The sequence below is a fragment of the Streptomyces fradiae ATCC 10745 = DSM 40063 genome (assembly GCF_008704425.1).
Lineage (GTDB): Bacteria > Actinomycetota > Actinomycetes > Streptomycetales > Streptomycetaceae > Streptomyces > Streptomyces fradiae.
In genome coordinates, this window is record NZ_CP023696.1 from 2,312,216 (window position 1) to 2,337,814 (window position 25,599).

Sequence of the window (25,599 nt, forward strand, 5' to 3'; positions counted from 1 at the left end):
CGCGGACAGAGCGGGAGGCACCCATCGCGCCGTCACCCGCGATGGCCTAATTCATTCGTCAACTATGTACGCTGCGCTACGGGATGACGACCAACGGTCGCTGCGCCCGGCGCGCGAGGCGCCCGGCGACGGAGCCGAAGAGGCGGCTGACGAGCCCGTGGGTGGAGCCGACGACGATGGCGTCGGCGGCGTACTCCCGGCCGACCTCCTCCAGCTCGTGGCAGATGTCGCCGCCGCGCTCCACGAGGATCCACGGCACCTCGGACAGGTGGTCGGCGCAGGCCAGCTCCAGGCCCAGGACCTCGGTGCGGTGGTCGGGGACGTCCACGAAGACGGGCGGCTCGCAGCCGGCCCAGACGGTGGTGGGAAGGCGGTTCGCCACATGCACGATGATCAGGCCGGAGCCGGACCGGCGGGCCATGCCGATCGCGTACGCGAGGGCCCGCTCGCTGGAGGTGGAGCCGTCGAAGCCGACGACGACACCGTGCTGGAACGCGGGGTCACAGGGGTGACGCGGGTCTGCCGCCGCCAGGGGGTCCACCGGCGAATCGGCGACCTGCCTGCGGTCGGCTCTCTCAGGGAATTCGTGACCGGCCATGGGTGTCTCGGCGAAGAAGGTCCTTGTGAGGAGGGTTCGAGGGACTGCCCCCAACGGAGCCCTGTCCGGGAATCATCTTCCCAACCCCATACCCCCAAGGGTACGGCGCCACTCCTCTCGTGCCCAGGTTCCGCCACCGCCCTCGCGGCGTTCCAGGGAGCATGCACGAGCCCGCGCCGGGGCGCAACGCCGCTTGGCCCCTACAAAAGTATCCCAGGGTGACCATCGGGCCTCCGACGGTGACCGGAGCGGCCCCCGGTCCGGCACCCCGGCACCCCTCAGACGCCTCCCGCCGCCCCCTCGGCACTTCCCCGGCACTCCCTCCGCGCCCCTCCGGCGCGGGGTCGCGGCGGGCGGCGCCGAGCCGGCGCCGAGCGTCCCCGCAAGGGCCGCACCACCGCCCGACCACCGCCCGGACCGGGCACCCCGAGGCACATCAGGGGCGCACCAGGGGACCGTCAGGGGCGCGACGGGGGTGCGTCCCGCAAGCGGCGGGTCCGGGTGCCGCCCCCGTAAGGGAGGTGTGGGACGGCGGTTCGGGGGCAGCGGGAGTGGCAGCCGGGTGGCGTCCCGGCCGAGGTGCCGGAGGACGTACCGGATCCGGTGACGGCTTCGCACATCCGCACCCATCTGTTTTCAGCCAACTTCTCGGACCCTGCCCATCCGCACCGGAATGGCCGGAGAACCCCCTTGCCACCTGGGAGATAAGGGCCGCAGAGGGCTCGCGCACCCTACGCGGATGGGCCATGAGCGCGAGAGGCACTTTCCTGCGGGCCCCCGAGGGTGAAACGCTTCGTGATCGAATGCTTCGCGCCAAGTTGCCTTGTCGACATAGCGCCGGATGCGGAACTTGTCACTCCGGCGCTGCGGGACCCAGTAGATTCGATCATGACTATCGGAGAACGGGGTCTCGTGCAAAACCGAGGGGAAACGTGCAGGAGCGACAGGACCTAGGAGACGCGAACACCGAGGGGGGCTTAGCGTCATGAGCCAGGACTCCGCCGCACCGGAGACCGGACGCAAACTGTCCGGACGCCGCCGTCGCGAGGTCGTCGCCGTCATGCTGTTCAGCGGCGGCCCCATCTTCGAGAGTTCCATCCCACTGTCGGTGTTCGGGGTTGACCGCCAGGACGCCGGAGTGCCGCGCTACAGGCTGCTCGTCTGTGCGGGCGAGGACGGGCCACTGCGCACGACCGGAGGACTGGAACTCTCCGCACCGTACGGCCTGGAGGCGATCAGCAGAGCGGGCACCGTCGTCGTACCGGCCTGGCGGTCGATCACCTCGCCGCCACCGGCCGAGGCGCTCGACGCGCTGCGCCGCGCACACGAGGAGGGCGCCAGGATCGTCGGCCTGTGCACCGGGGCGTTCGTCCTGGCCGCGGCCGGTTTACTGGACGGGCGGCCCGCCACCACGCACTGGATGTACGCGCCGACGCTCGCCAAGCGCTACCCGTCGGTCCACGTGGACCCGCGGGAGCTGTTCGTGGACGACGGCGACGTGCTGACGTCCGCGGGCACGGCGGCAGGCATCGACCTGTGCCTGCACATCGTGCGGACCGACCACGGCACGGAGGCGGCCGGCGCGCTCGCCCGGCGGCTCGTGGTGCCGCCGCGCCGCAGCGGCGGCCAGGAGCGGTACCTGGACCGGTCCCTCCCGGAGGAGATCGGCGCCGACCCGCTGGCCGAGGTCGTGGCGTGGGCGCTGGAGCACCTCCACGAGCAGTTCGACGTGGAGACGCTCGCCGCCCGCGCGTACATGAGCCGGCGGACCTTCGACCGGAGGTTCCGCTCGCTGACGGGCAGCGCGCCGCTGCAGTGGCTGATCACCCAGCGGGTGCTCCAGGCGCAGCGGCTGCTGGAGACGTCCGACTACTCGGTGGACGAGGTCGCCGGGCGCTGCGGCTTCCGCTCGCCGGTCGCGCTGCGCGGCCACTTCCGGCGCCAGCTCGGCTCCTCCCCCGCCGCGTACCGGGCCGCCTACCGGGCGCGCCGCCCGCAGGGCGACGGGGCGGCGATGGGTGACGCGGTCGTACCGGCGCAGGGCTCCGGCGGACACGGCAACCACGGCCACGGCGGTCCGGGCGGGCCCGGAGCCGGGATGCGGCGCCCCACGGCGGGCGCGGCGGCCGGCATGGGCGGCGAGCCGGGCAAGCCGCACCTGGACGCGCTGGCGTCCGGGCGGGCGTCGCTGCCGGGCCAGCGCAGCGCGCCGTAACGGCGGGACACGGCACGTCCCGAAGGGGCCGCCGGCGGCGAGGCGCGCGAGCGTCCCACCGCCGGCGGCCCCTTTAAGGTGGACGCATGAACGATCGCATGGTGTGGATCGACTGCGAGATGACCGGGCTCTCGCTGACGGACGACGCACTCATCGAGGTGGCCGCGCTGGTCACCGACTCGGAACTGAACGTGCTCGGGCAGGGCGTGGACATCGTGATCCGCCCGCCGGAGGCGGCGCTGGAGACGATGCCGGACGTGGTGCGCGAGATGCACACCGCTTCCGGGCTCCTCGACGAGCTCGCGGGCGGCACCACCCTCGCGGACGCGCAGGCGCAGGTCCTCGCGTACGTCCGCGAGCACGTCAAGGAGCCCGGCAAGGCCCCGCTGTGCGGCAACTCGGTCGGCACCGACCGCGGCTTCCTCGCGCGCGACATGCCCGAGCTGGAGGGCTACCTCCACTACCGGATCGTGGACGTCTCCTCCGTGAAGGAGCTGGCCCGGCGCTGGTACCCCAGGGCGTACTTCAACAGCCCGGAGAAGAGGGGCGGCCACCGGGCGCTCGCCGACATCCGCGAGTCCATCGCGGAGCTGCGCTACTACCGCGAGGCGGTCTTCGTCCCGCAGCCCGGCCCCGACTCCGAGACGGCGAAGACCATCGCCGCCCGCCACGTGCTCCCCGCCGAGCCGCGGAAGTAGCCCGGAGACGACCCGCGGGTCCGGTGCCCGACCAGGCCGGAGACGGCGCCGGACCCGCCCCGGGGAAACGTGTGCGCGAGCACCCTCCGGGACCCTGTACACTTTTTCTCGGCCGGTCAGGAAAAAGACCGGACATGGTGGGTGTAGCTCAGCTGGTAGAGCACCTGGTTGTGGTCCAGGATGCCGCGGGTTCGAGTCCCGTCACTCACCCTGGAGGATCAGCCTCTGACCTGGGAGAACAGGTCAGAGGCTGATCTTGTTTCAGCTCACGGTCCGCCCGTGGCCGCCCAAGCCGCCGCAGGGCCACCCCACGCGCCCGCCGCCTGTGCCCTGCGCCACAGTGTCGGCAGGTCGCCCGTAGGGCGTGTGCACGCAAGTGTCATCCGGGGGCGTCGTGGCGGGTGTTCGCCTCTGTGGTTCCGAGCCCCGTACGCGGAGCCGTTGCCGTGGGTAGCGTTCCCGTGGACGCTAGGAACGGAGTACAGCATGCCCCGCTGGAGTGACTACACCACAGGCGAGCGGATCAAGATCCTTCGCGGCAAGAGCATCCGCCAGTCCGACCTCGCCGAGATGACCGGCCTGTCCCTCCCCACCATCCAGCACGCCGAACAGGACAAGCGCCTCACGCTGCAGACCCTCCTGCTCATCGCCAACGCCCTCGGCGTCGACACCTCCGTGGTCCTCGGCCAGACAGCGCCCCGCCGCACCATGGAGCACGACGACCGCGCGATGATGCGGAACCTGTCGAGGGCGGTGCACGACATCGCCGCGGGGGAACTGCCCGACGATGCCGCCGCCCCCGGTCTCGACGAGATCGCCGCGGGCTGCTCCCACTGCTGGGACCTCTACTGGGCGGGCAGGTACGTCGAGGCCGGAGCGCTGGCGGCGCCCCTGCTGGGCGAGGCGGCGGCCCGGCTCCACGAGCAGCCGGCGGACGAGCGGGCCCGAGCGTGGGGCCTGCTGGCGGACGGCTACCGGCTCGCCGGTTACGTCGCCAACCTGATGGGGGCCCGCGACCTCGCGTACGCGGCCATCGGCCACGCGCAGGCGGCGGCGGAGAAGGCCGGGGACGACCTGCGCCAGGCTCTCGTCATGTCGGGACGCGCCTGGGTGTACCTGCGCGACGCACGCCTTCCCGAAGCGCTCGCCCTGGCCGAGCGGGCCGCCACGGACATCGAGCCCCGCTTCTCCAAGGCCACCACCGACCATCTCGTGGCGTACGGCTCACACATCAACTTCGCGGCGGTGGTCGCCTCGCGCGCGGGCGACAAGGAACGGGTGCGGGACTACCTCTCCCAGTCCCACGCCACCGGTGCGCGCATGGGCGAGGAAGCCCGCGCCCACGGCACGGTCTTCGGCCCGGTCACCGCCACCACCCAGGCGGTCGGCATCAACGTCGCGCTCGGCCAGACGGGCAAGGCGCTTGCCCTCATGAAGGGCATCACACCGGACCACGAAAGGACCCTGGCCGAGGCGTCCCTGCACCGGTACGCCATGGACAAGGCGATGGCGCAGGCCGACGCGAAGATGTGGGACGCGTCGCTCGACACCCTGGAGCAGGCCCTCGTCAAGGCCCCCCAGTGGGCCCGCCACCAGGCACTCCCCTCGATCATCGTCCAGAAGGTCGGCAGGGCGTCCACCGCGCGCCTCCGCCGCGTCTCCGAACTGATCGGCGCCACCGGACGCGGGGCGGGCCCGACCGCCTTCCTCCCGGCCACACCCCGCACGGCCCTCTAGCCGTACGGCCTATGTGAGACAAGGCTGTTGAAGGCCGAACGGCCATACGCCCCGTACGACTCCCAAGCTGATGAATCGTCAGAGTCGTACGGGGCTCTTCTTCGCCTACAGGCTGGCCAGCGGCATCGTGGTCGCATGACCCGAACCCGCCGAACCCACCAGCAGCGCCTCAGGAGAGCGTGCCTCAACGACGCGGCGTATGGCGTCCACCCAGTCGGAGCGAATCGTGTGTCCCGCATCCGCGTCGTCCTCTACGGCACCGCACCGCACAAGCTGCGCGCCTACGCGGATGCTCGCGACTGGACCGTCGTGGCCGAGTTCACGCGCGAGGGGGGCAGCACGGCCGATGCCGCGTGGCCCTACCTCTCCGCGCTGCTCGAAGCCCGCAGGGCTGACGGGGTCGTGACGGACGCCGAGCCGGGTTCCCTGGTCGGCGCCGAGGACCTCGACGTCTTCACCGTCCACGTACCCACTCCCTGACCACGCGACGAAAGACCCCGGCGCCGCTGTCACGGCCCGGGGCATGGCCGACTACGAGGAGTCGACATGTCATCTGTACCACGACCGGGTTCCCCCGGCAGGCGATCCCGGCAGGCGGGCGGAATGACCCTGCGGGTCTACCGCGTCCGGCCGGACGGGAGCACCGTCACGGTCCGCGAGCGCCGGGAGATCGAGCCGGCGGACGACGTACCGTGGGCGCAGGCCCTCCCGCCGTGCTCGTGCCCGCGCTGCACCAGTCGGGTGGCGGACCGGTGACCGGCCGCCTCCGCCACTCCCTGCACCGGGCCCGGTCGGCATCCCAGAGACCACCGCGCGCGCCCTCAACAGCCCGCCCCACACACGACTTGGCCCCCCTCGTAGCACGATCCACCGCGGCTTTCTCGTTCCCCAGACGTAGCACCGCCCCACACGGCAGCATGGCCCCGACACCGCACCCGCATCCCAGGGGAGACCATGCGCACCCGCACCACCACCGCCGGCATCGTCGCCGCTCTCGCTCTCGCCCTCACCGCCTGCGACGACGCCACCAAGACCGACTCAGCGCCACCAGCGAGCACGCAGGAGACCCGCAGCGCCCCTGCTCCCGACAGCGGTACGACGAAGGCAAGCAGCGCACAGCTCCCCGCCTTCACCGGTATGGGCCTGCAGTCTGCGCAGGACAAGGCCCAGGAGCTCGGCTTCTACACCCTCACCTCCCACGACGCTCTCGGCCGAGGACGCAACCAGATCGCGGACCGAAACTGGAAGGTCTGCTCGCAGACCCCGGCGCCCGGCATGCACTCCACCGACACGAAGATCGACTTCGGCACGGTCAAGCTGGAGGAGTCCTGCCCGGCCACGGACACGAGCGACAACACTCCTGCGGCCGGCGACAAGATGCCGAACTTCGCAGGCAAGTCCGTGAAGGTCGCCCGCCAGGCTTTGGACGCGGCCACCAGCCTCACCGTTGAAGACGCGCTGCCCGACGGCCGCATGGTCCTGGTGGAGTCGAACTGGAAGGTCTGCACGCAGACCCCCGCGCCGGGCACGGCGCTCAACGGCCAGCCCATCGCGCTGACCGCCGTGAAGTTCGAGGAGACCTGCCCGTAACGGCCGGTGTGACGCCTGCCAGCAGCGAGCAGCTCGTTCACTCCCCAGCGCCACCGCCAAGGGCTACGACGCCCGCTGGGCACGCATCCGTTCCGCCTGCCTGCGCGCCCCCACTGCTGCGAGCGCGACGAGTCCGAGGCCCACGCTCAAGCAGGAGGCGGGACCGGACCAGGATCAGTCAGCCACCGGCTCCGCCGCGTGGGCGCGGGCGATGGCGTCGATGCGCGCGGCCAGGTCGAAGTCGGCGGCGGTCAGCCGGTTCCCGGCGTCGTGGGTGGTGATGCCGAACCGAACCCGACCCCAGCGCAGGTCGATGTCCGCGTGGTGGCCGATCAGCCGTTGCACGTCCGCCACGTGCACGATCATCGCCACACCGCCGTGATAGCGGATCGCGTACGAGCGGCTGATCTCGTCGCCCGCCCGCCTCCACCCGGGCACCCCCGCCAGGGCGACCCCGATCTCCTCCTCCGTCAACGGAACCGGTGCTTCAGCCACGTCCATTCCCCTCCCGGACAGGCGCCAGGACGTCCGACAGGTCCTGACCGACTCGGGCATCGTGTCATGGCCGCATAGCCTGTCGATTCGTCCCGCCACGCCAGCCTCTGAATGCGTGTACCTCCAACCCGGTTGCCCCCATGGGCGTTTCGGGTCGACCGGGTGGCTGCGCGGGTACCGTTTCCGTGTCCAGCCGCACAGAGGGAGGGCAAGGCCGTGTCATCTGCTGCTACCCCGGACCCGTACGAGGACCCCGTCCGCTTCGGACAGCGCGTTCAGATCCTCCGCAGCCGTCGCGGGATGACCCGCGAGCAGCTGGCCGGGTTTCTCGGTCACCACGCGTCGTGGGTGAAGAAGGTGGAGACGGGCCGGATGAGGATGCCCCGCCTCCCGGAGATCCTGCGTATCGCCGAGGCTCTGCGGGTCCGCAGTCTCAACGAGCTGGTGGGAGATGTCTCCGAGGCGGATGTGCAGCTCTTCATCGGTCCCGGACACGAGAAGCTGCCCGCCGTGGCCGCCGCGATCAACGCCTTCCCGTTCGGCGTGGACGCGCCCCCGCCGCGCACGGACCATCTCCGTGCCCGCCTGGCCATGGCTTGGCGGGCACGGCACTCCTCCCCCAATCACCGGGCCGTGCTGGGGGACCTGCTGCCGGGGCTCATCCGCGACGCCCAGGTCGCCGTGCGGGCCGCCGAGTCGGCCGCCGAACGGCGAGCCGCGCAGGCGGCACTGAGCGAGGTGTACGCACTCGCCCAGTTCTTCCTCGCGTACCAGCCCGATGCGGCGCTGCTGTGGCGGGTGGCCGAGCGGGCTCTCGTGGCGGCACAGGAGTCGGAGGACCCGCACGCGATCGGCGTCACGGCATGGCTGGCCGCGCAGGCACACCGGGACAGCGGCCCGGCGCACTTCGACGCGGCGGACGATGTCGCCGAGCGGACGCTGCGCTTCCTCCGGCCGCTGCTCCCGGACGCGTCGACCGAGGTCCGCGCCATCGCGGGAGCGCTGACGTTCGAGGTCGCGTACACCGCCGCCCGCCGCCTCGAGACCGGGACGGCCTGGGGCTGGTGGGACCGCGCGGCGCGGATGGCGCAGGGCCTTCCCGCCGGCTACGTGCACCCGGTGACGAGCTTCGGGCGGCACATCATGGACGCCCACGCGGTGACCGTGGCCGTGGAACTGCGCAAGGGCGGCGAGTCGGCGAGGCAGGCCGCTCGGGCCGAGGCCGAGGCCATCCAGTCGCGACCGCGCCGGGCCCGGCACCGTATCGAGCAGGCTCGCGCGTACTACCTGGACGGACAGCACGAGACGGCCCTCTCGACGCTGGAGCAGGCGCACGAGGCGGCGCCGGAGACGATCCGCTACAACGGCTACGCCCGGAGGATCGTGCTGGAGGAGGCGGAGTCTCGATTCTCCGAGCGCCGTCAGCGGGCTGCGGCTCTCGCGGTGAGGATCGGTGTGCTCGCCGCATGAGGCATAGGGGCCCGAACCGGGCCCCTCACCCGTCCGCGTAGCTCCTACGGTCGGTGCCGGTCCACTCACCACCGGCACCGACGGAGAGCACATGCCCCACCACCGACGCCCGCCCACGCGTCTCCGGCGCGCCCTGCGCCGGGTCGCCGCCCTCCTGGCCGTGCGTCACACCCCCGCACGGGCCGTCCGGCCCCGTGACGGCAAGCCCGCTCCCGACCGGGCGCTCCACATCGTCGGCCGTACACCGGCGGCCCTGGGCCCCGTGTGCGCGCGGTTACGCCGACCGGCCGCTCAGGCGCCCCGCAGCACCGCCCGGCAACCCGCCCTGTTCGGGGGTGTCCTGTTCGAGGAGGCCTCGCCGGTGCGCCCGTACGTCCTGCCGCCCGCCGAGCGGGCCCGGATGCTGCGCGGGGGCGCCCGGTGACGGCCCCGACGCTTCCCCTGAGCGCCCGCCGCCGCATCCCCGTGCCGGACCGGGCCCGCCTCACCGGCGAGCAGCGGCACGGCACGGCCTGCGTCTGGTGCGCCGTCGTCCTCTCCCCGGAGACCGCCGCCGACCTGGGACACCGGCCCTACACCACGCCGTCCGTCGACTACGTGCTGACCTGGTGGCCGCGCGGCTGCCGGGCGTGCGTCGCGGCACGGGCACCGCTGCCGGTCGACACCGCGACGATGCGCGCCATGGCCCGGCAGGCCCTCGACGTCGACCTCCCGGCAGCCGTCGCCGCTTCCCTGGCCGTCATGTACCGGGGCATGCTGCGCGAGCTCGTCCCCGCCGTCCGGGACGCCGTCGACGGCCTCCCGTACGAGCACGCCGACCGGCGCGCCGCCGAGGCGGACGTCCACCGGGCGCTCGGTGACCTGGACCACCGGCCGCGCGGGCCCGGCGCCGAGGCGGCGCACGCCCTGCGGCTGGCGCACGCGCTGCTGGTCCTCACCGACCGCCTGGACCAGTCGACGCCCGGCCGGACGTCCGCCGTCCCCGGCACGCCGACGTAGCGGCCCCGCCCCGGTCACGCCGGCCGGGGCGGACGGCGGCCGGGGCGTGGCCGTTCACGTACGAAGAGGCGGGCCTGCCTGTGTCGGAGACCTTCACGCTGCACTTCTACGGCGGCGGGCGGCGCCTGCGACACCCGCAGATGCCCGCCTTGCTGCTGACCCGCCCTTGAACAGCTGAACGGGACGATGAGTATCCAGGCACCTCGGTCGGCAGACGGGACGGTCCAGGACAGCGGCTTCATCGGAATGCCTTGTGAGACCGCCCCTGGCAGGGCTCGAGCACTGATCACAGGCCGATGAGAACTTGCGCCGCCATCAACACAACTAGCTTGAAGTCAAAAGGAGTTGACGTCACGTCGACAGACACGACAGGGTTTCGATCGTCCTCGAAACAAATCGATAGGAGAGTCATCTTGCTCACCAAGAGACTGTCGGTCGGAGTTGGGCTCGTCGCCGGTATCGTCATGCTAGGCGTCGCGCCGGCCTCGGCCTACCAGTACATAGCGCTTTCCGGGACAGGCGAAGCGCGGGCCTACAACAACGCTGCGGGCAGCACCTCCGCCTACGCCGGGGCATGGGACAGCAGCCTGGACGGCGACGCCTACAACCCGGTCTACAACACCTACTACCGCACGGCCAGCCCGGACACCGAGCGCAACCTGTGGAACAAGACCGGTGCCGGAACCCTGACCACTTCCGGGTCCGGAAGCCGCCTGTACAAGATGCGCATCTGCGAGTCTGTGCCACTGCAGTTCGACCCCTGCTCCGGCTGGAAGTACATGTAGCACCCGCTGTGGTGGCGGCCTCGGCCGCCACCACGGTTGGTATCCGTTCCCCCACCCCGCAGAAGGCCACTCGGTGATCAACACACCACCCCCCGCCCTTGACATGCACGCCCTGCGCTATGCGGCCGCAGGCAGGACCCTGCTCGACGAGGTGGAGCTGCGCGTCCATCCGGGGGAGTCGGCCGCGGTGACAGGGCCGAGCGGCAGCGGCAAGAGCACGCTGCTCAACTGTGCCCTCGGTTTGATCCGCCCGGACGCCGGGCGGATCTCGATCGCCGGGACCGACCTGGCCGGGCTGAGCTCGCGGGCGCTCGCCCGGCACCGCCGGGACAGCGTGGGCATGGTGTTCCAGTTCGGAGAGCTGCTTCCGGAACTCACTCCGCTGGAGAACGTGGCTCTCGCCGCGCTCCTCGCCGGAGCGAAGCGGTCTGCCGCGTTCCGGCGGGCCAGGGAGCTTCTTGAGCAGCTTGGAGTGCCGGTGGAGGGGACCCCGACCGCGGATCTGTCCGGCGGAGAGCGGCAGCGGGCGGCGGTGGCGAGGGCACTGGTCAATCGGCCGACACTTCTGCTGGCTGACGAGCCCACCGGCTCGCTCGACGCGCGCAACCGCGAGAACGTGGCCGAGTTGCTCTTCTCACTGCCCAGGCGATGGGGATGCGCCGTCCTCGTCGTCACGCATGACGAGACCGTGGCGGCTAGGGCGGACCGCAGGTATGCCTTGGCAGAGGGGCGCCTGATCGAGAACACTTCGGCGACTCGGGTCGGCGGTGCCAGGTGACGCGCGAGGCAACGCTGGCCCGTCAGTTGCTCAGGACCGGGCGTGCCGCAGGCCGTGGCTCCCTGGACGGCCGCATCCGCTTCGTCGCGCTTCTCTGCGCCACGGTGGCACTCGCGTTGGCGCTTGCGGCCATGGCCGCCACATGGGCGACGTATCAGTCGCGCGAGACGCGCGGCGCGGCCCGGTCCCCGCTGCTGAACGCGGCAGAGGGCGGCGTGCAGTCTCCTTCACTGCTGTGGAAGGAGACGGGTGACCATGTGCGTGATCGGCAGTTCTCCGTCATCTTCATCGAGCCACTCGTCGATGGCGCCCCGCTGCCGCCCGGAGTCGAACGCTGGCCGGGACCAGGTGAGGCACTGATCTCTCCCGCTCTGCTGGCAGAAGGGGACGACGAGGGCATCACGACCCGATACGGCAAGCTGGTAGGTGAGATCGGGCCCGAAGGGCTGGCTGACCCCGGTGAGCGTCTGGCCTATGTGCGCCCTGCGGATGGGACGCTCGACGGCGACAGTGCGTACCGCATCCACGGGTTCGGCTCACCGTCGGCCTGGGCCCTCGGAGACGTGGCCTCCGTCAAGTCCCTGAGTGTGTTCCTCAGCCTTCTCATCGCCATGCTCTTGCTCCCGGCCGGACTACTGGCGGTCGTGGCTGCCAGGCTCGGTGCTGTCGGCCGGGACCGGCGTGTCGCGCTGATCGGCGCACTGGGCGGCTCACGGTGGCAGGTCTCCTTGCTCGGCCTCGGGGAAGCAGCAGCACCGATCCTGCTCGGCACCACGCTGATCGGGTCCCTCGTCATGGCCGCCTTCCTGACGGACATCCGGGTGCCGTGGACCGGCTACCTGCTGGCCGCTGCCGATCTCCGCGAGCATGCCCTGGTGCTGGTCGCCGCCGTGATCGCGGCTCCGCTGATCGTCGCGCTCGCCGTCGTGCTACTTCATCCCCCGGCTGTCTCGGGCCGGAGCACCCGCCCGCAGGGGCGTCCCCGCTCACGCGCCGTGAAGGCGCTGGCGTGCCTGTGTCCGCTCTGCCTGCTCGTCCTGAGCTGGTATCCGGCAGCGGCCGCCCGGTCCGGAGCCACCCCCGAGCTCACCCTGGTCCTTGTGGGCGGTTCGGTTGGCACCCTCGCCACCCTCCCCGCAGTCGCCGCGCTCCTGATCTCCGCCGCCGGACGAGGCGTCACCGCGCTCGGCCGGCGACGCGGAGCACCCGGCACCCTCCTGGCCGGGCGCTGGACGCAGGGACGGCCTGGATACCTCACCCGGCTGGTCGCCGGAGTCGTCGTAGCCGTGGGCCTGCTCTGCGTGGTGCAGGTGTATCCGAGTGTCAACGACAGCTTCGTCCGCGGTGCGCGTGAGGCTCGGGCCCAACTCGGCCTGAGCATGCTGATGGTCGATATCCCTCAGGGTGTGCCGCCAGCGCGTACAGAGCAGTGGGTCCGTGCGCTGCCCGTCGGCACACAGACCATCGCATACGGCACCACCATGAGCGGCGAGCGGCCGGACGGAGCCGACGGGTCCGGGACGGGCACCGAGGTACGCATGGACGTCGTCGTACGCGGGCAGTGCCCGGCTCTTGCCGCACTGGGACTCGCCTGCCCCGGCAGCGTGGGAGCCGGCTACATCACGGACCCGAACACGGCCGCACCGGCACTGCGCCGACTGGTGTCCGACTCGGGCACGGACCGGATCAGCGTCGAACGCGGATCTCCCATCGGCGAGGCGGGACAACTCGTGGTGTTCAACCAGGACGGCGAGGACCTGCCCCTGCGGGACCTCAAGCGCACCGCCTATGCCGGCATCGGCCCTCTAGCCACCGTGGAGCCATTGGGACAGAGCTGGATCGGCGGCGCGCAACTCCTCTCCGACCAGCTGCGCTGGATCCCGCTGCTCGGCACCCTCGGCGTGCTGCTCGTCGCCTTCGCCGCCACGATGAACAACCTGGCCGAGGTCATGCGCTTCACCCGTGCCATCGCCCCTGTGAGCGTGCTCGCGGGAAGCCGGAGGGTCTACGCGTCCGTCGCCGCCTGGACGCTGATGGCACCCCTGTGCGTGGCAGCTGCGATCGGCGTGATCGGCGGGGTCTGGATCACCCTGCCACTGACCACACCGCCACGCACCGGTGTGCTGCCGGGCTCCACGCTCGCCCTGGTCTCCGGGGCTCTGGTGACGCTGGCCGGAGTGATGGCGCTGTGTGCCGCTCGCGGTGCGGTACGCGAGTCGGATCGCTGGCGCCCGCATCATGACTGAGGGCGGGGCAGCACAGGGGAAGTGACGCGAGCTTCGGGCGCGACTTCACGAGGAAAGGGCTGGAGTGAGTGGCCCGCACTCGCGAGCGGCGGCGAGGAACTGCTCGGCGGAAGCTGGGGAAGCAGTCCGTGGGCGCTGGTCCACCTCCCATGGGCGGTGCGCGTACGTGCGCGGGCGGTGCGCGTGCGTACCCCGCCGAAGGGGCTTCGCCGACGCGGCAACCCTTCGGCGGGCGGGGGCGACTGGGAGGTACCCCCATCGCCTCTCCCTCCAGGAGGAACCACCGTGCAGCACAGGCGCAGAAGGACCGCCCGCCACGCCCTCGGGGCCGCCGCCCTCGCCGGGACGCTCGCCGGGGCCGCCGCGCTCGCCCTCACCGGACCGCCCGCCGGCGCCTCGGAGGCCGCCCCCGGCGCGGCGCAGCACGGCGCCCGCACCGCGCAGGCGCCCGGCGGGACCGGATCGTCCCCCGGCCGCACCGCGCGGGCCGCCGCCCGGCAGGTCGAGCGGCTGGACCGGGGGCTGGTCAGCGTCCACACCGGCACCGGCAACCTGGTGAGCTGGCGCTGGCTGGGCACCGACCCCGACAGTGTGGCCTTCAACCTCTACCGGGGCGGCACCAAGGTGAACGCCGCGCCCATCACCGGCTCCACGAACCACTTCCACGCCGGCGCCCCCGCCCACGCCGACTACACCGTCCGGGCCGTCGTCGGCGGCGCCGAGCAGGGCGACTCCCCGCACGCCGTCCAGTTCCGCGCCGGGTACCGGGACGTGCCGCTCTCGCCGCCCGCCGGGGGCACCACACCGGACGGGGTGGCGTACACGTACGAGGCCAACGACGCCTCCGTCGGCGACCTCGACGGTGACGGCGACCTCGACTTCGTCCTCAAGTGGCAGCCCACCAACGCCAAGGACAACTCCCAGCGCGGCCACACGGGGAACACCGTCGTGGACGGGATCACCCTGGAGGGCACCCGGCTGTGGCGGATCGACCTCGGGCGCAACATCCGCTCCGGGGCGCACTACACGCAGTTCCAGGTGTACGACTACGACGGCGACGGCCGCGCCGAGGTCGCCATGAAGACCGCCGACGGCACCAGGGACGGCGCGGGGCGCGTCATCGGCAGCGCGTCCGCCGACCACCGCAACGCGAGCGGCTACGTGCTGGCCGGGCCCGAGTACCTGACCATGTTCGACGGGCGCACCGGCGCCGCGCTCGGCACCACGGACTACGTGCCCGCCCGCGGCAGCGTCGCCTCCTGGGGCGACTCGTACGGCAACCGCGTCGACCGGTTCCTCGCCGGCACCGCGTACCTGGACGGGGCGCGGCCGTCGCTGATCACGGCGCGGGGCTACTACACGCGCAGCGTCATCGCCGCCTGGGACTGGCGCGACGGCCGGTTCACCCGGCGGTGGACGTTCGACACCGACTCCTCCACCAACGCCGGGAAGGGCTACGACGGGCAGGGCTCGCACAGCCTGTCCGTCGGCGATGTCGACGGCGACGGACGCGACGAGGTGGTGTACGGCTCCATGGCCGTCGACGACGACGGCCGCGGCCTGTGGACGACCCGCACCGGGCACGGCGACGCCCAGCACCTCGGCGATTTCGATCCGGGCAGGCCGGGCCTGGAGTACTTCAAGGTGTCGGAGTCGAGCGGCCAGCCCGCCGAGCTGTACGTCGACCCGGCCACCGGGGCGATCCGCTGGAAGCTCGCGGCCTGCTGCGACAACGGCCGCGGCGTCGCCGGGGACGTCTGGGCCGGCAACGACGGCGCCGAGGTGTGGTCCACCTCCGGCGGGAGCATCCGCGACGAGGCGGGCGCGGTGAAGGGGCGCCGCCCCTCGGCGGTCAACTTCCTCGCCTGGTGGGACGGCGACACGACCCGTGAACTGCTCGACGGCACCCGTGTCGACAAGTACGGCCCGAACGGCGACACGCGGCTGCTGACCGGGGCGGGCGTGGCGTCCAACAACGGCACGAAGGCCACCCCGGCGCTCTCCGGCGACATCCTCGGCGACTGGCGCGAGGAGGTGGTGTGGCGCACGTCGGACAACCGGGCGCTGCGGATCTACTCGACCCCGCACGCGACGGACACCCGGATCACGACGCTGCTGCACGACACCATGTACCGGACGGGCCTGGCCTGGCAGAACACCGGCTACAACCAGCCCGCGCACCCGAGCTTCCCCATCGGGTCCGGGATGCGCCCCGCACCGCGTCCGGCGGTCACGGCACCGTAGCCGGGGCGGGCCGGCCGGCCGGCACCGTCGCCGGGGCGGGCGGGCGGGCCGGTGACCGGAGCGAGAGGAAGCCGGGTGGGCCGTGCGGCCCACCCGGCTACCGGCGTGCGCGGAGCCGGCGCGGGGCTATTCGAGGAGCTCCGCGTACGCGCCCATGGCGAGCGCGATGTCCGCCTGCGCCCAGAAGCGGTGGTACGTGAAGACCGGCGCGGCGCCGCCCTTCAGGTACGCCTCCACCTTCGACCAGGCCGGGTCGTCCTGGTAGAAGGAGCGGATCGAGGCGAAGGTGGACGAGGAGTCGATCCGGTCGCCGTTCGGCATGGCGCCGGTCCAGCCGCTCGGCACGTACACCGGGTCGTCGAAGCGGTTGTAGTCGGCGCGGGTCTCCGGGACGGCGATGCCCAGCGGGTCCTGGTGGTGCTGCCACATGCCGTCGAGGAGCGCCTTGGCGACCCGCTTGGCCTCCGCGTCACCGGACTTGGCGGCGTAGTACGTCAGGGTCTTGGCGTACGCGCCGGCCACGCCGACGTCGTTGGTGTAGTCCGCGACGGTGACGTGCAGGCCGGCGTTGGGGCCGGGCGCGGCGGCGTTCCACGTGTCGGGCTTGCCGGACCACTGGAGGGTGGACGGGAAGCGGAAGGTGCCGTCGGGGTTGACGGTGGTCTCCGACAGGGCCCAGTCGACCCACTTGTCGAGGACGCTCTCGGCGAGGGCGTCGCCGCTCTGGTGGTAGTACTCGGCGACGCGCTCCATGGACCACGCCTGGAAGCCGAACCACTGGTTGGACGGCGGGTCGTGGTAGACGGGCTTCTCGTCGTAGAAGAGGCCGTGGAAGGTGGGCGTGCCGGCCGGCGGGGTGGCGTAGCGGCCCTGCCAGCTGTTGGTGGCGCCGCCCGCGATGGCGCCCTCGTCGGACTGGAGCCAGCGGTAGAACTCCACCTGCCGGTCCAGGCTGTTCGCCCAGTCCTGGGCGCCGGTCGCCGACTTGGGCTTGAGCGGGGCGTACTCGCTGAGCGCGTACGCGGCGAGCGGGTTCTGGTAGCCGCTGTGGGCGTGGCTGGAGCCGATGCGCCAGGCCCAGCCGGCGGAGGTGTCGGTGGCGCCGCCCCAGGCGTAGTACCAGGACATCAGGTAGTGGGCGCTGTCCTTGCCGGTGCCGGCGGGGCAGGTGGTCGGGCCGACGCAGTTCCCGGCCTTCTTGAAGTACTTGTCGAAGAACGAGTACCGCAGGTAGTCGCCCATCTTGGCGGCCTTGCCGACGACGCCGGAGACCGCGGAGCCCTTGCCCTGCTCCTTGGCCCAGATGTCGGCCCAGTAGGCGGCCTGCACCGCGCGGGCGTCGGCGTCGGGGGCGTTGGTGAACTTCCACTGCTTGGCGTACGAGGCGTCCCCGGTGAACAGGTCCAGGTAGCCGTTGCGTCCGCCGTAGGTGAAGTTGTCGCATGTCGGGTGGGTGACGGTCTCCCAGACGGACTCCTGCGAGCCGCGCTGGAAGGTGTTGATGTACGACGGGCCCTCGGCCGCCGGGCCGGCGGAGCACTTCCCGGGCTCGTTGCCGAAGCCGTAGACGTTGTCGACGTCCTGGAGCCAGTGCATGCCGTACACGTCGGAGGTGCCGTAGGTGGACCTCAGCTCACCGGCGATCGGGTCGCGGCCCGCGGCGACGCCGGAGTCGAGGGGCGCCGGGTACTGCGACGGCAGGTCCAGCTCGGGGGCGTAGGTGGCCGGCTTGGAGGCGTCGTACTTGTCGTTCGTCGGCTGGTCGGCGCGGGTGGGGATCATGTACTTCTCCATGGTGTCCCACGCGCCGTTGAACTTGGTCCAGTCGCCGGTGACCTTGCCGTACATGGCCTGGAGCCAGATCAGGTAGCTGTACGCCTCGGACGTCGTCTCGTGGCCGTGGTCGGGCGCCTCGACGATGAGCGTCTCGACCGAGTGGTACGGGATGCCCTCCGGCGAGAAGTAGCCGTTCGCCGGGTCGGTGATCTTGGCGTGCATGGCCAGGAAGCGGGCGTCGTACGTGGAGTCGCCGTCCAGCAGGGTGGCGGTGACCTCGGCCTTCGTGTGGCCGGGGGCGGTCACGGCGAAGACGGCCGAGCCGGTGCCAGAGGCGGCGCCGGTGACGGTCACCTTCCGGGCGGTGTCCCAGTCGGCCGGGGTGAAGGTGAGCGTGGCCGGGGCGGCGGTGAGCCCGGTGGTGCCCGAGGCGCGGGCGACGGCGACCGTGACGTCCGCGGCCGGGCGGGTGGACAGCCTCACCTCGAACGCGGCCGACTCGCCCTGGCGTACGGCCAGCTGGGCGGGGGTCGCCACGAGGGCGGGCCCGGCGGCGACGGTGATCCCGACGGGCGCCGACTCGGCGGCGGCGCCCCGGCTGTCGTACGCCTTGGCGTACAGCGAGTGGCTGCCCGCGGCCAGTTGCCCGGCGGTGAGGGTGTAGGGCTCGGTCGTGTCGGTGCCCAGCAGGGTCGTGTCGTCGTAGAACTCGACCTTGCTGACGGTGGCTCCGTCGGCGGCCGCCGCGGTGGCGGCCAGCGGGACCGGGTCGCCGGCCGTGTAGGTGGCGCCCGGCTCCGGGCTGGTCAGCACGGCGATGGGCGGCTGGTGGGCGCCCGCGCAGAGGGTGCCGTTGACGGTGAAGGCGGTGGGCGCGGCGTTGGTGCCGCTGTAGGTGAACTGGGCGCCGGTGGTGACGGCCTGGCCGGCGGCGACGGTCTTGTTCCAGTCGGCGTGGGTGACGGTGACGGTCTTGCCGGTCTGGGACCAGACGCCGCTCCAGCCGTTGGCCAGCCGCTGGTCGCCGGTCTGGTCGTAGCGGAGGGTCCAGCCGTCGATGGGGGCGGTGCCCCGGTTGGTGAGGGTGAGCTCGGCGGTGTAGCCGGAGCCCCAGTCGCTGGTCTTGTAGTCGACGCTGCACTGCACGGCCGCGGCGGCCCGTGCCTCGGCGGGGGCGCCGTCGGCCGCGCCCACGCCCAGCGGCAGGGCGAGGATCGCGGCGAGGGCGGTGGTCAGCCGTCTGCGGTGACCCGTACGAGGTCCTGGTGACATGCGGTGTCCCTCCTAGCGGCTCAGCGGGAGGAGCGGTGGGGGTGCTCGGGGTGACAAGCCTTGAACCGGTCGAACCAGTGGGAGCGCTCCCACTATGGGGAGGGGGCCGTGCGGGGTCAAGGTGCTTGAAGAGCCGAAGAAGTTCGAAAGAAAAACTCCGCTCTCCCTCTGTTGCTTGACGGCAGCGGAGCGCTACGGTCGGCGGCACCAGTGGGAGCGGTTCCACCCAGTCGGTGCGTCGTCAGGCACGCGCCAGAGCTGCGAGGAGTCGCTCATGTGACACCCCCCACCACCCCCGCGTCCCGTGGCACTCCCCACGGGACCCGCACACCGTGACGGCCGCGACGGGGCCCCGCGTCCCGTGGCGCTTCCGGCGGGGCCCGCGTCCCGTGGCCCTTCCGGCGGGACCCGCGTCCCGTGGCGCTCGGTCCACCTCCCGTCGCCGGCCGGCGACGCATCCCGTACGCATCCCCCTCGCCGTCCACACCGGCGGGGCGTACGGGGACGGGCGTACCGGCCGGGCCGCGACCAGGGCCGGCCGCGTCCGGGAGCCGTCGCGGTCGCGGCGCCTCCACACCGTCCGGTCCGGAGCCGGCCGCCGCCTGCCCGCGCGCCCTTCCGCGCGCCGGGTGGACCGGTCGGCACCGGCCGCACACCACCCCCACCCCGACCCCCCGGGGCACCGGGACGTCCGGGCGCACCCGCGCCCTCCCGGAGCACACGAGGAACAGCGCCACCGAGAAGCAGCCCAACGCAGAAGACAGCGGAACCAGAGAGGAACCCCACCCCCATGAGCCGCACCAGCACCACCCAGTCACCTCCCCGCCGCAGAACAGCCCTGCTGGCCGCCTCCACCCTGCTCCTCACCGCCGGCGCCACCGCGACCGTGCTGTCCCCGTCCGCCGGCGCCGCCGCCCCGGGCTGCACGGTCGACTACAAGGTCACCAACGAGTGGAGCAGCGGCTTCGGCGCCAACGTCACCGTCACCAACACCGGCGACCCCGTCAGCGGTTGGACGCTGGAGTGGTCCTTCGGCGGCAACCAGCAGGTGACGCAGCACTGGAACGCCGGGATCACGCAGTCCGGCGCGGCCGTCACCGCGAAGAACGTCTCGTGGAACGGCTCCCTGGCGACCGGCGCGTCCGCGTCGTTCGGCTTCAACGCCTCGCACAGCGGGACGAACGCGGTGCCGGCCGTCTTCAAGCTCAACGGCGTGACCTGCAACGGCGGCACCGGGCCGACCGACCCGCCCACCGACCCGCCGCCGGTCGGCAGCCGCGTCGACAACCCCTACGCGGGCGCCAAGGTCTACGTGAACCCGGAGTGGTCGGCGAAGGCCGCCGCCGAGCCGGGCGGCACGAAGGTCTCCGACCAGCCGACCGGCGTCTGGCTGGACCGGATCGCCGCCATCGAGGGCGTCAACGGCGGCATGGGGCTGCGCGACCACCTCGACGAGGCCCTGCGCCAGAAGGGCAGCGGCGAGCTCGCGATCCAGCTCGTGATCTACAACCTGCCGGGCCGCGACTGCGCCGCCCTCGCCTCCAACGGCGAGCTGGGCCCGACGGAGATCGGCCGGTACAAGACCGAGTACATCGACCCGATCGCGCAGATCCTCGCCGACCCGAAGTACGCCGGCCTGCGGATCGTCACGACCGTCGAGATCGACAGCCTGCCGAACCTGGTCACGAACGTCACCCCGCGCCCGACCGCCACGCCCAACTGCGACGTCATGAAGGCGAACGGCAACTACGTCAAGGGCGTCGGGTACGCGCTGGCCAAGCTCGGCGCGGTGAAGAACGTCTACAACTACGTGGACGCCGGGCACCACGGCTGGCTCGGCTGGGACGACAACTTCGGCGCGTCCGCCCAGATCTTCAAGCAGGCGGCGACGGCGGAGGGCTCGACCGTCGCCAACGTGCACGGCTTCATCGTCAACACGGCCAACTACAGCGCCCTGAAGGAGGACCACTTCACGATCAACGACACGGTCAACGGCCAGTCGGTGCGCACCTCGAAGTGGGTCGACTGGAACCGCTACACCGACGAGCTGTCGTACGCCCAGGCCATGCGCAACGAGCTGGTCCGCATCGGCTTCGACAGCAAGCTCGGCATGCTGATCGACACCTCCCGCAACGGCTGGGGCGGCACCGCCCGGCCCACCGGACCGGGCGCGACGACCAGCGTCGACACGTACGTCGACGGCGGGCGCTACGACCGCCGCATCCACCTCGGCAACTGGTGCAACCAGGCCGGCGCGGGCCTCGGCGAGCGGCCGCAGGCCGCCCCGGAGCCGGGCATCGACGCCTACGTGTGGATGAAGCCCCCGGGCGAGTCGGACGGGTCGAGCAAGGCCATCCCGAACGACGAGGGCAAGGGCTTCGACCGGATGTGCGACCCGACCTACACGGGCAACCCCCGCAACAACAACAACATGTCGGGCGCCCTCCCGGACGCCCCCGTCGCGGGCCACTGGTTCTCGGCCCAGTTCCAGGAGCTGCTGAAGAACGCCCACCCGGCGCTCTGACGCCCCGAGCCGGTCCCCGTACCGGCTCCTGAACCGGCCCCCGCACCCGGCGCGGTCCACGCCCGGGCGCGGGGGCTCCCCATGTCGGGGCGCCCGCTTCAGTCCTCTTCCAGTTCCCGCAGCCGCCGGAGGTCGTCCCGGGCCTCGCGCCGTCCGGCGCCGTCCAGGGCGACCGCCCGGGCGCGGGCGAGGGCATCGGCGGCGGTGCGCTCGTCCCCGAGGCGGCGGGCGACGTCGGCGCGCAGGACGAGCAGGCGCAGCAGCTCCACGGCGGTGGGCCGCGGGGCGGCGGGATCGGCGGGCTCCGGGCCGGCGGGCTCCGTACCGGACGGCTCCGGCCCGGCGGGCTCCGTACCGGACGGCTCCGGGCCGGCCGCGTCCCGTGTCCGGCCGGGCACGGGGCCGGGCACGCGGTCCAGAACCCGGTCCAGGACGCGGGCGGCGGCGGCCGGATCCTCCCGCGAGTCGGCGAACAGCGCCGCCTGGTGCAGGGCGCGGGCCACGGCCCCCGGCGGGGCGGGCCGGTGGTGCTGGTCGCCGCCGAGGTCCTGCGCGACGCGCACGCAGTTGCCGCCGGGGTCGGTCATCAGGAACTGCCGCACCCCGTGCGAGGCGGTCCGCAGCGCCCCGAGGCGCGGCAGCCCCCGCGTGGGCACCCGCCCGTACGCCGCCTTCAACCCGGCGCGGAACGCCTCGTGCAGGGCGTCGACGTCGTCGGTGCGCAGGACGCACGTGCTGTACGACGCGGCGGGCTCGTACCTCCGCATCCCGAAGAAGTGCAGCTGCACGGCGCCCCGGCTGACGACGGCGTACGGATTGGGGCTCGACTGGCGGAACGTCACGTCGAAGCCGAGCGCGGTGTAGAAGTCGAGTACGGGCTCAAGGGTCCGGCACGGCAGGACCGGAATCGTCAGCTCTCCCATGCAGGGCAGACTAGTCAAACTTGAGTAGCACCTCCAAGGGGGATACCCGGGACACCCGCAGGGAGATCGGCCGGAAACGCGTGGTCCGAACGATCACCTGCGGCCTAGGGTCGAGGCGTGACTGCCGGGTCGGCCCCGCGAGGGCCTGAGCGAGAGAAGTCCCCGGCCTCCTCGTGAGGGCGGGGCGGGCCAGGGGCCCGCCGGGAAGTGCCGCGCGCCGTCGCAGGCGCGCCGTCGCAGGCGCGCCGCCGTCCGCTCCGACACCCCCGCACACACGCACACACGCACTCACGCACTCACGCAGGAAAGGTCACCCATGGCCGCCGATCTCAACCACACCGTCGTCCACGCGTCCGACAGGACGGCCTCCGCGCACTTCCTCGCCGGCATCCTCGGCCTGGAGGTCGGGGCGCCCTTCGGGCCGTTCCTCCCCGTCGACACCGGCAACGGCGTGACGCTGGACTTCTACGCCGCCGACGGGCCCATCGCCTCGCAGCACTACGCGTTCCTCGTGCCCGACGAGGAGTTCGACACGATGATCGGCCGGCTGGAGGCGGCCGGCGTCACGTACTACGCCGACCCGCACCACAACGAGCCCGGCCGGACCAACAGCCTCTTCGGCGGCCGGGGCGCCTACTTCGAGGACCCCGACGGGCACAACATGGAGATCATCACGCGCCCGTACGCGCGCCCCGCCTGAGCGGCCGACCGGCCGACCGCACCACCGCGCCCGCCGCACCCCGCCCCCACCGGCGGGGCGCGGCGGGCGCGGCACGAAGCAGGGGGGCGGGAGCGGGGGCGCGCCCTACCGGAGCGGGATGCCGGACCCGCGCTCGTCCGCCCGCCGGGGGCCGCGGATGCGCCGGTCGGCCTCGGCGATGGGCGTGTCGTTGATGCTCGCCTCGCGCCGCCGCATGAGGCCGCGCTCGTCGAACTCCCACAGCTCGTTGCCGTAGGCGCGCCACCACCGGTCCTCCGCGTCGCGCCACTCGTACTGGAAGCGGACGGCGATGCGGTCGCCGTCGTACGCCCAGAGGCTCTTGCGCAACGCGTAGTCCCGCTCCCGCTCCCACTTGCGGGTCAGGAAGGCGACGATCTCCTCGCGGCCCTCGAGGAACACGTCCCTGTTCCGCCACACCGAGTCCGGCGTGTAGGCGAGCGCGACCCGCTCCGGATCGCGGGTGTTCCACGCGTCCTCGGCGGCCTGGACCTTGATCAGCGCCGCGTCGCGGTCGAACGGCGGACGAGGCGGACGATCTTCCTGCACGGTGACCTCCTCATGTAGAGAACGCACGTTCTCCACTGGTGCGGACTAAGGTAGGGAACGCCCGTTCTCTACGTCAAGGAGCCCTGGATGCCGGCCCCGATCACCGAGGAGCAGAACCGCCTGGACCGCGAGGCGCTGCTCGACGCGGCCGAGCGGGTCTTCTACGAGCGGGGCATCCAGGCCGTCGGCATGGACGAGGTGCGCGCGGCGTCCGGACTGCCGCTGAAGCGGATCTACCGGTTCTACGCGGCGAAGGAGGACCTGGTCGTCGCGGTGCTGCGGCGGCGCGACCTGCGGTGGAGGGGGGAGCTGACCGCCTCGGTGGAGCGGGTGCGCGACCCTCGGGAGCGGGTGCTGGCGGTCTTCGACTGGCTCGCCGAGTGGTTCGCGCGGCCCGGCTTCCGGGGGTGCGCCTGGATCAACGCCCACGGGGAGCTCGGCTCCTCCTCCCCGGCGGTGCTGGCCGAGGTCCGGGCGCACAAGCGGGCCTTCCACGACCAGGTCGCCGCATGGGTCGGCGCCACCGGGGTGCCGGTGGCCGACGCGGTCTGCCTCCTCGCCGAGGGGGCGATCGTGACGGCGGGCATCAGCGGGGACCCGGCCCCGGCCGGCCACGCCCGCGCGGCCGCCGCGACCCTGCTCGGGACACCCTGACCGGCGGGGCGCGGGGCCGGGCCCGAGCTGCGGAGGACCGGCCGGGCGTGCCTTGACGGGGTCGTAGCCGACGACCTCGTTGACGCCCGACTTGACGTACGTCTTGCCGGTCAGCCACGAGCCGGGGGCCGGGCCCGAGCCGCGGGCGGCCGGCCCGGCACGCGGTCAGGCCGAGTCGCGGACGACCAGCCTCGTGGGGAGCACCAGCTGGCGCGGCTCCGTCGCCGTGCCGGCGATCTCCTGGAGCAGGACGCGGGCCATCACACGGCCCATCTCCTCGATCGGCTGGCGCACGCTCGTCAGCGGCGGGTCCATGTGCCGGGCCACCGCCGAGTCGTCCACGCCGACCAGCGCCACGTCGTCGGGGACCCGCCGCCCCGCCTCCCGCAGCTCCATCCGCGCGCCCGCCGCCATCACGTCCGACGCCGCGAACACCGCGTCCAGGTCCGGGCACCGCCCCAGCAGCTCGCGCATCGCCCGCCGGCCGCCCTCCTCGGTGAAGTCGGCGGCGGCGACCAGCCGTTCGTCGGCCGTCAGGCCCGCCGCCGCCAGGCCCTGGCGGTAGCCGTCGAGGCGGCAGCGCGCCCCGTACATGTCCAGCGGGCCGGTGATCGTGGCGATCCGGCGGCGACCGCCCTCCGCGAGGTGCGCGACCGCCGAGCGGCCCGCGCCCACGTTGTCGGAGTCGACGTACGCCACCGGCTCCGCCTCCGAGCGGCGGCCGTTGAGCACCGCGGGGATGTCCAGCCCCCGCACCACCTCCGGCAGCGGGTCGTCGGCGTGCACCGACACGAGCAGCACCCCGTCGACGCGCTGCGCCGCCAGGTACTGCTCGAACCGCTGCCGCTCCTGGCTGGACCGGATCAGCGTGAGGAGCAGCTGCTTGTCGGCGTCGGCCAGTTCGGCGCTCACCCCGCGGATGATGTCGAGGAAGTAGGGCTCGGCGAACAGCCGGGCCTCCGTCTCCGGGATCACCAGCGCCACCGCGTCCGTACGGGCGCCGGCCAGCGCGCGGGCTGCGCGGTTGGGCACGTAGCCCAGCTCCGCGACGGCGCGGGAGACGGCGGCCTTCGCGCGGTCGCTGACCCGCGGCGAGCCGTTGATCACGCGGGACACCGTGCCCCGCCCGACGCCGGCCCGGGCCGCGACCTCCTCCAGGGTGGGCCTGCCCCCCTGCCGTCCGTTCACCGCCATCGCGTCACGTCTCCCGTCCAGTCCTCAGCCCGCCGGCCCGCCGCCGGGCGGGAGCCGGGAAGCCGCCGCGCGCCCGGCCGGGTCGCGAAGCCTCCGATGCAGTCAAAGTAGAGCCTGCACGCTCCCCGGCCGCA

The 25,599-nt window shown here is 72.7% G+C and carries 22 protein-coding genes and 1 tRNA gene; 17 read left to right on the forward strand and 6 right to left on the reverse strand.

Annotated elements, in window-relative coordinates; genetic code table 11:
- Positions 1 to 76: 76 nt before the first annotated feature.
- Positions 77 to 598, reverse strand: a complete 522-nt coding sequence (locus CP974_RS10265) for a universal stress protein (RefSeq protein ID WP_031128934.1) — start codon at positions 596 to 598, stop codon at positions 77 to 79.
- Positions 599 to 1,583: 985 nt separating this feature from the next.
- Here CP974_RS10265 and CP974_RS10270 point away from each other — a divergent pair.
- From CP974_RS10270 to CP974_RS10295, 7 genes are all read left to right on the forward strand, one after another.
- A complete protein-coding gene (locus CP974_RS10270; protein ID WP_031128933.1) occupies positions 1,584 to 2,813 on the forward strand; it encodes a helix-turn-helix domain-containing protein in 1,230 nt (409 codons plus the stop codon).
- Between the two features lie 86 nt (positions 2,814 to 2,899).
- Complete coding sequence (gene orn, locus CP974_RS10275) at positions 2,900 to 3,511, forward strand: oligoribonuclease (RefSeq protein WP_031128932.1); 612 nt, start codon at positions 2,900 to 2,902, stop codon at positions 3,509 to 3,511.
- Between the two features lie 137 nt (positions 3,512 to 3,648).
- Positions 3,649 to 3,721, forward strand: a tRNA-His gene (locus tag CP974_RS10280).
- 276 nt (positions 3,722 to 3,997) lie between these two features.
- Positions 3,998 to 5,248, forward strand: coding sequence for a helix-turn-helix domain-containing protein (locus CP974_RS10285; RefSeq protein ID WP_031128931.1), 1,251 nt, complete (start codon positions 3,998 to 4,000; stop codon positions 5,246 to 5,248).
- 228 nt (positions 5,249 to 5,476) lie between these two features.
- Positions 5,477 to 5,728 (forward strand): hypothetical protein, encoded by a 252-nt coding sequence (locus CP974_RS10290; protein ID WP_031128929.1) that lies wholly within the window; start codon positions 5,477 to 5,479, stop codon positions 5,726 to 5,728.
- Positions 5,729 to 5,851: 123 nt separating this feature from the next.
- Positions 5,852 to 6,004 (forward strand): hypothetical protein, encoded by a 153-nt coding sequence (locus CP974_RS29580; RefSeq protein ID WP_158100700.1) that lies wholly within the window; start codon positions 5,852 to 5,854, stop codon positions 6,002 to 6,004.
- Between the two features lie 198 nt (positions 6,005 to 6,202).
- Positions 6,203 to 6,838: a PASTA domain-containing protein gene (locus CP974_RS10295; RefSeq protein ID WP_031128928.1), complete on the forward strand. Its 636-nt coding sequence runs from the start codon at positions 6,203 to 6,205 to the stop codon at positions 6,836 to 6,838.
- Positions 6,839 to 7,012: 174 nt separating this feature from the next.
- Here the strand turns inward: CP974_RS10295 and CP974_RS10300 are convergent, their stop codons facing one another.
- Positions 7,013 to 7,333 (reverse strand): 4a-hydroxytetrahydrobiopterin dehydratase, encoded by a 321-nt coding sequence (locus CP974_RS10300; protein ID WP_373276727.1) that lies wholly within the window; start codon positions 7,331 to 7,333, stop codon positions 7,013 to 7,015.
- A gap of 216 nt (positions 7,334 to 7,549) precedes the next feature.
- On the opposite strand from CP974_RS10300, the gene CP974_RS10305 reads away from it, so the two are divergent.
- The 7 genes from CP974_RS10305 (at position 7,550) to CP974_RS10335 (ending at position 15,855) form a co-directional block, all read left to right on the forward strand.
- A complete protein-coding gene (locus CP974_RS10305; protein ID WP_031128926.1) occupies positions 7,550 to 8,803 on the forward strand; it encodes a helix-turn-helix domain-containing protein in 1,254 nt (417 codons plus the stop codon).
- 91 nt (positions 8,804 to 8,894) lie between these two features.
- The gene (locus tag CP974_RS10310; RefSeq protein WP_031128925.1) at positions 8,895 to 9,227 is read left to right on the forward strand and encodes a hypothetical protein; all 333 of its coding nucleotides are present in this window, start codon (positions 8,895 to 8,897) and stop codon (positions 9,225 to 9,227) included.
- The gene (locus tag CP974_RS29585) at positions 9,224 to 9,802 is read left to right on the forward strand and encodes a DUF6415 family natural product biosynthesis protein (RefSeq protein WP_031128924.1); all 579 of its coding nucleotides are present in this window, start codon (positions 9,224 to 9,226) and stop codon (positions 9,800 to 9,802) included. The genes CP974_RS10310 and CP974_RS29585 overlap by 4 nt, the downstream gene beginning before the upstream one ends.
- A gap of 413 nt (positions 9,803 to 10,215) precedes the next feature.
- Positions 10,216 to 10,587: a hypothetical protein gene (locus CP974_RS10320; protein WP_037936641.1), complete on the forward strand. Its 372-nt coding sequence runs from the start codon at positions 10,216 to 10,218 to the stop codon at positions 10,585 to 10,587.
- A 103-nt stretch (positions 10,588 to 10,690) separates the two neighbouring features.
- Entirely contained in the window at positions 10,691 to 11,365 is a 675-nt protein-coding gene (locus tag CP974_RS10325; protein ID WP_031128920.1) for an ABC transporter ATP-binding protein, read from the forward strand.
- Complete coding sequence (locus tag CP974_RS10330) at positions 11,362 to 13,611, forward strand: ABC transporter permease family protein (protein ID WP_031128918.1); 2,250 nt, start codon at positions 11,362 to 11,364, stop codon at positions 13,609 to 13,611. Before CP974_RS10325 ends, CP974_RS10330 begins: the two co-directional genes overlap by 4 nt.
- A 285-nt stretch (positions 13,612 to 13,896) precedes the next feature.
- Positions 13,897 to 15,855 carry a rhamnogalacturonan lyase gene (locus CP974_RS10335; RefSeq protein WP_031128916.1) on the forward strand — a complete coding sequence of 653 codons (1,959 nt, stop codon included), beginning with the start codon at positions 13,897 to 13,899 and terminating at the stop codon, positions 15,853 to 15,855.
- 126 nt (positions 15,856 to 15,981) lie between these two features.
- Here the strand turns inward: CP974_RS10335 and CP974_RS10340 are convergent, their stop codons facing one another.
- A complete protein-coding gene (locus CP974_RS10340; RefSeq protein ID WP_031128915.1) occupies positions 15,982 to 18,903 on the reverse strand; it encodes a glycoside hydrolase family 48 protein in 2,922 nt (973 codons plus the stop codon).
- A 790-nt stretch (positions 18,904 to 19,693) separates the two neighbouring features.
- On the opposite strand from CP974_RS10340, the gene CP974_RS10345 reads away from it, so the two are divergent.
- Positions 19,694 to 21,427 (forward strand): glycoside hydrolase family 6 protein, encoded by a 1,734-nt coding sequence (locus CP974_RS10345; protein ID WP_031128913.1) that lies wholly within the window; start codon positions 19,694 to 19,696, stop codon positions 21,425 to 21,427.
- Positions 21,428 to 21,525: 98 nt separating this feature from the next.
- Here the strand turns inward: CP974_RS10345 and CP974_RS30110 are convergent, their stop codons facing one another.
- Positions 21,526 to 22,350 (reverse strand): bleomycin resistance protein, encoded by an 825-nt coding sequence (locus CP974_RS30110; protein WP_031128912.1) that lies wholly within the window; start codon positions 22,348 to 22,350, stop codon positions 21,526 to 21,528.
- Between the two features lie 316 nt (positions 22,351 to 22,666).
- Here CP974_RS30110 and CP974_RS10355 point away from each other — a divergent pair, with 316 nt between their 5' ends.
- Positions 22,667 to 23,050, forward strand: coding sequence for a VOC family protein (locus tag CP974_RS10355; RefSeq protein WP_031128910.1), 384 nt, complete (start codon positions 22,667 to 22,669; stop codon positions 23,048 to 23,050).
- Between the two features lie 105 nt (positions 23,051 to 23,155).
- Here CP974_RS10355 and CP974_RS10360 read toward each other — a convergent pair whose 3' ends face one another.
- Positions 23,156 to 23,617 (reverse strand): nuclear transport factor 2 family protein, encoded by a 462-nt coding sequence (locus CP974_RS10360; RefSeq protein ID WP_031128909.1) that lies wholly within the window; start codon positions 23,615 to 23,617, stop codon positions 23,156 to 23,158.
- A gap of 87 nt (positions 23,618 to 23,704) precedes the next feature.
- Between CP974_RS10360 and CP974_RS10365 the strand changes: the two genes are divergently transcribed.
- Positions 23,705 to 24,271 (forward strand): TetR/AcrR family transcriptional regulator, encoded by a 567-nt coding sequence (locus tag CP974_RS10365; protein ID WP_031128907.1) that lies wholly within the window; start codon positions 23,705 to 23,707, stop codon positions 24,269 to 24,271.
- A 165-nt stretch (positions 24,272 to 24,436) separates the two neighbouring features.
- Here CP974_RS10365 and CP974_RS10370 read toward each other — a convergent pair whose 3' ends face one another.
- Positions 24,437 to 25,465 (reverse strand): LacI family DNA-binding transcriptional regulator, encoded by a 1,029-nt coding sequence (locus tag CP974_RS10370; protein ID WP_031128905.1) that lies wholly within the window; start codon positions 25,463 to 25,465, stop codon positions 24,437 to 24,439.
- Positions 25,466 to 25,599 lie beyond the last annotated feature (134 nt).

Excerpts from the sequence above, each read along its gene's own strand:
- CP974_RS29580 (WP_158100700.1), top strand. The coding sequence starts at position 5,852 with ATGACCCTGCGGGTCTACCGCGTCCGGCCGGACGGGAGCACCGTCACG.
- orn (WP_031128932.1), top strand. The coding sequence starts at position 2,900 with ATGAACGATCGCATGGTGTGGATCGACTGCGAGATGACCGGGCTCTCG.
- CP974_RS10365 (WP_031128907.1), top strand. The coding sequence starts at position 23,705 with ATGCCGGCCCCGATCACCGAGGAGCAGAACCGCCTGGACCGCGAGGCG.
- CP974_RS10270 (WP_031128933.1), top strand. The coding sequence starts at position 1,584 with ATGAGCCAGGACTCCGCCGCACCGGAGACCGGACGCAAACTGTCCGGA.
- CP974_RS10355 (WP_031128910.1), top strand. The coding sequence starts at position 22,667 with ATGGCCGCCGATCTCAACCACACCGTCGTCCACGCGTCCGACAGGACG.
- CP974_RS30110 (WP_031128912.1), bottom strand. The coding sequence starts at position 22,350 with ATGGGAGAGCTGACGATTCCGGTCCTGCCGTGCCGGACCCTTGAGCCC.
- CP974_RS10295 (WP_031128928.1), top strand. The coding sequence starts at position 6,203 with ATGCGCACCCGCACCACCACCGCCGGCATCGTCGCCGCTCTCGCTCTC.
- CP974_RS10345 (WP_031128913.1), top strand. The coding sequence starts at position 19,694 with ATGAGCCGCACCAGCACCACCCAGTCACCTCCCCGCCGCAGAACAGCC.
- CP974_RS10285 (WP_031128931.1), top strand. The coding sequence starts at position 3,998 with ATGCCCCGCTGGAGTGACTACACCACAGGCGAGCGGATCAAGATCCTT.
- CP974_RS10310 (WP_031128925.1), top strand. The coding sequence starts at position 8,895 with ATGCCCCACCACCGACGCCCGCCCACGCGTCTCCGGCGCGCCCTGCGC.
- CP974_RS10325 (WP_031128920.1), top strand. The coding sequence starts at position 10,691 with ATGCACGCCCTGCGCTATGCGGCCGCAGGCAGGACCCTGCTCGACGAG.
- CP974_RS10265 (WP_031128934.1), bottom strand. The coding sequence starts at position 598 with ATGGCCGGTCACGAATTCCCTGAGAGAGCCGACCGCAGGCAGGTCGCC.
- CP974_RS10340 (WP_031128915.1), bottom strand. The coding sequence starts at position 18,903 with ATGTCACCAGGACCTCGTACGGGTCACCGCAGACGGCTGACCACCGCC.
- CP974_RS10370 (WP_031128905.1), bottom strand. The coding sequence starts at position 25,465 with ATGGCGGTGAACGGACGGCAGGGGGGCAGGCCCACCCTGGAGGAGGTC.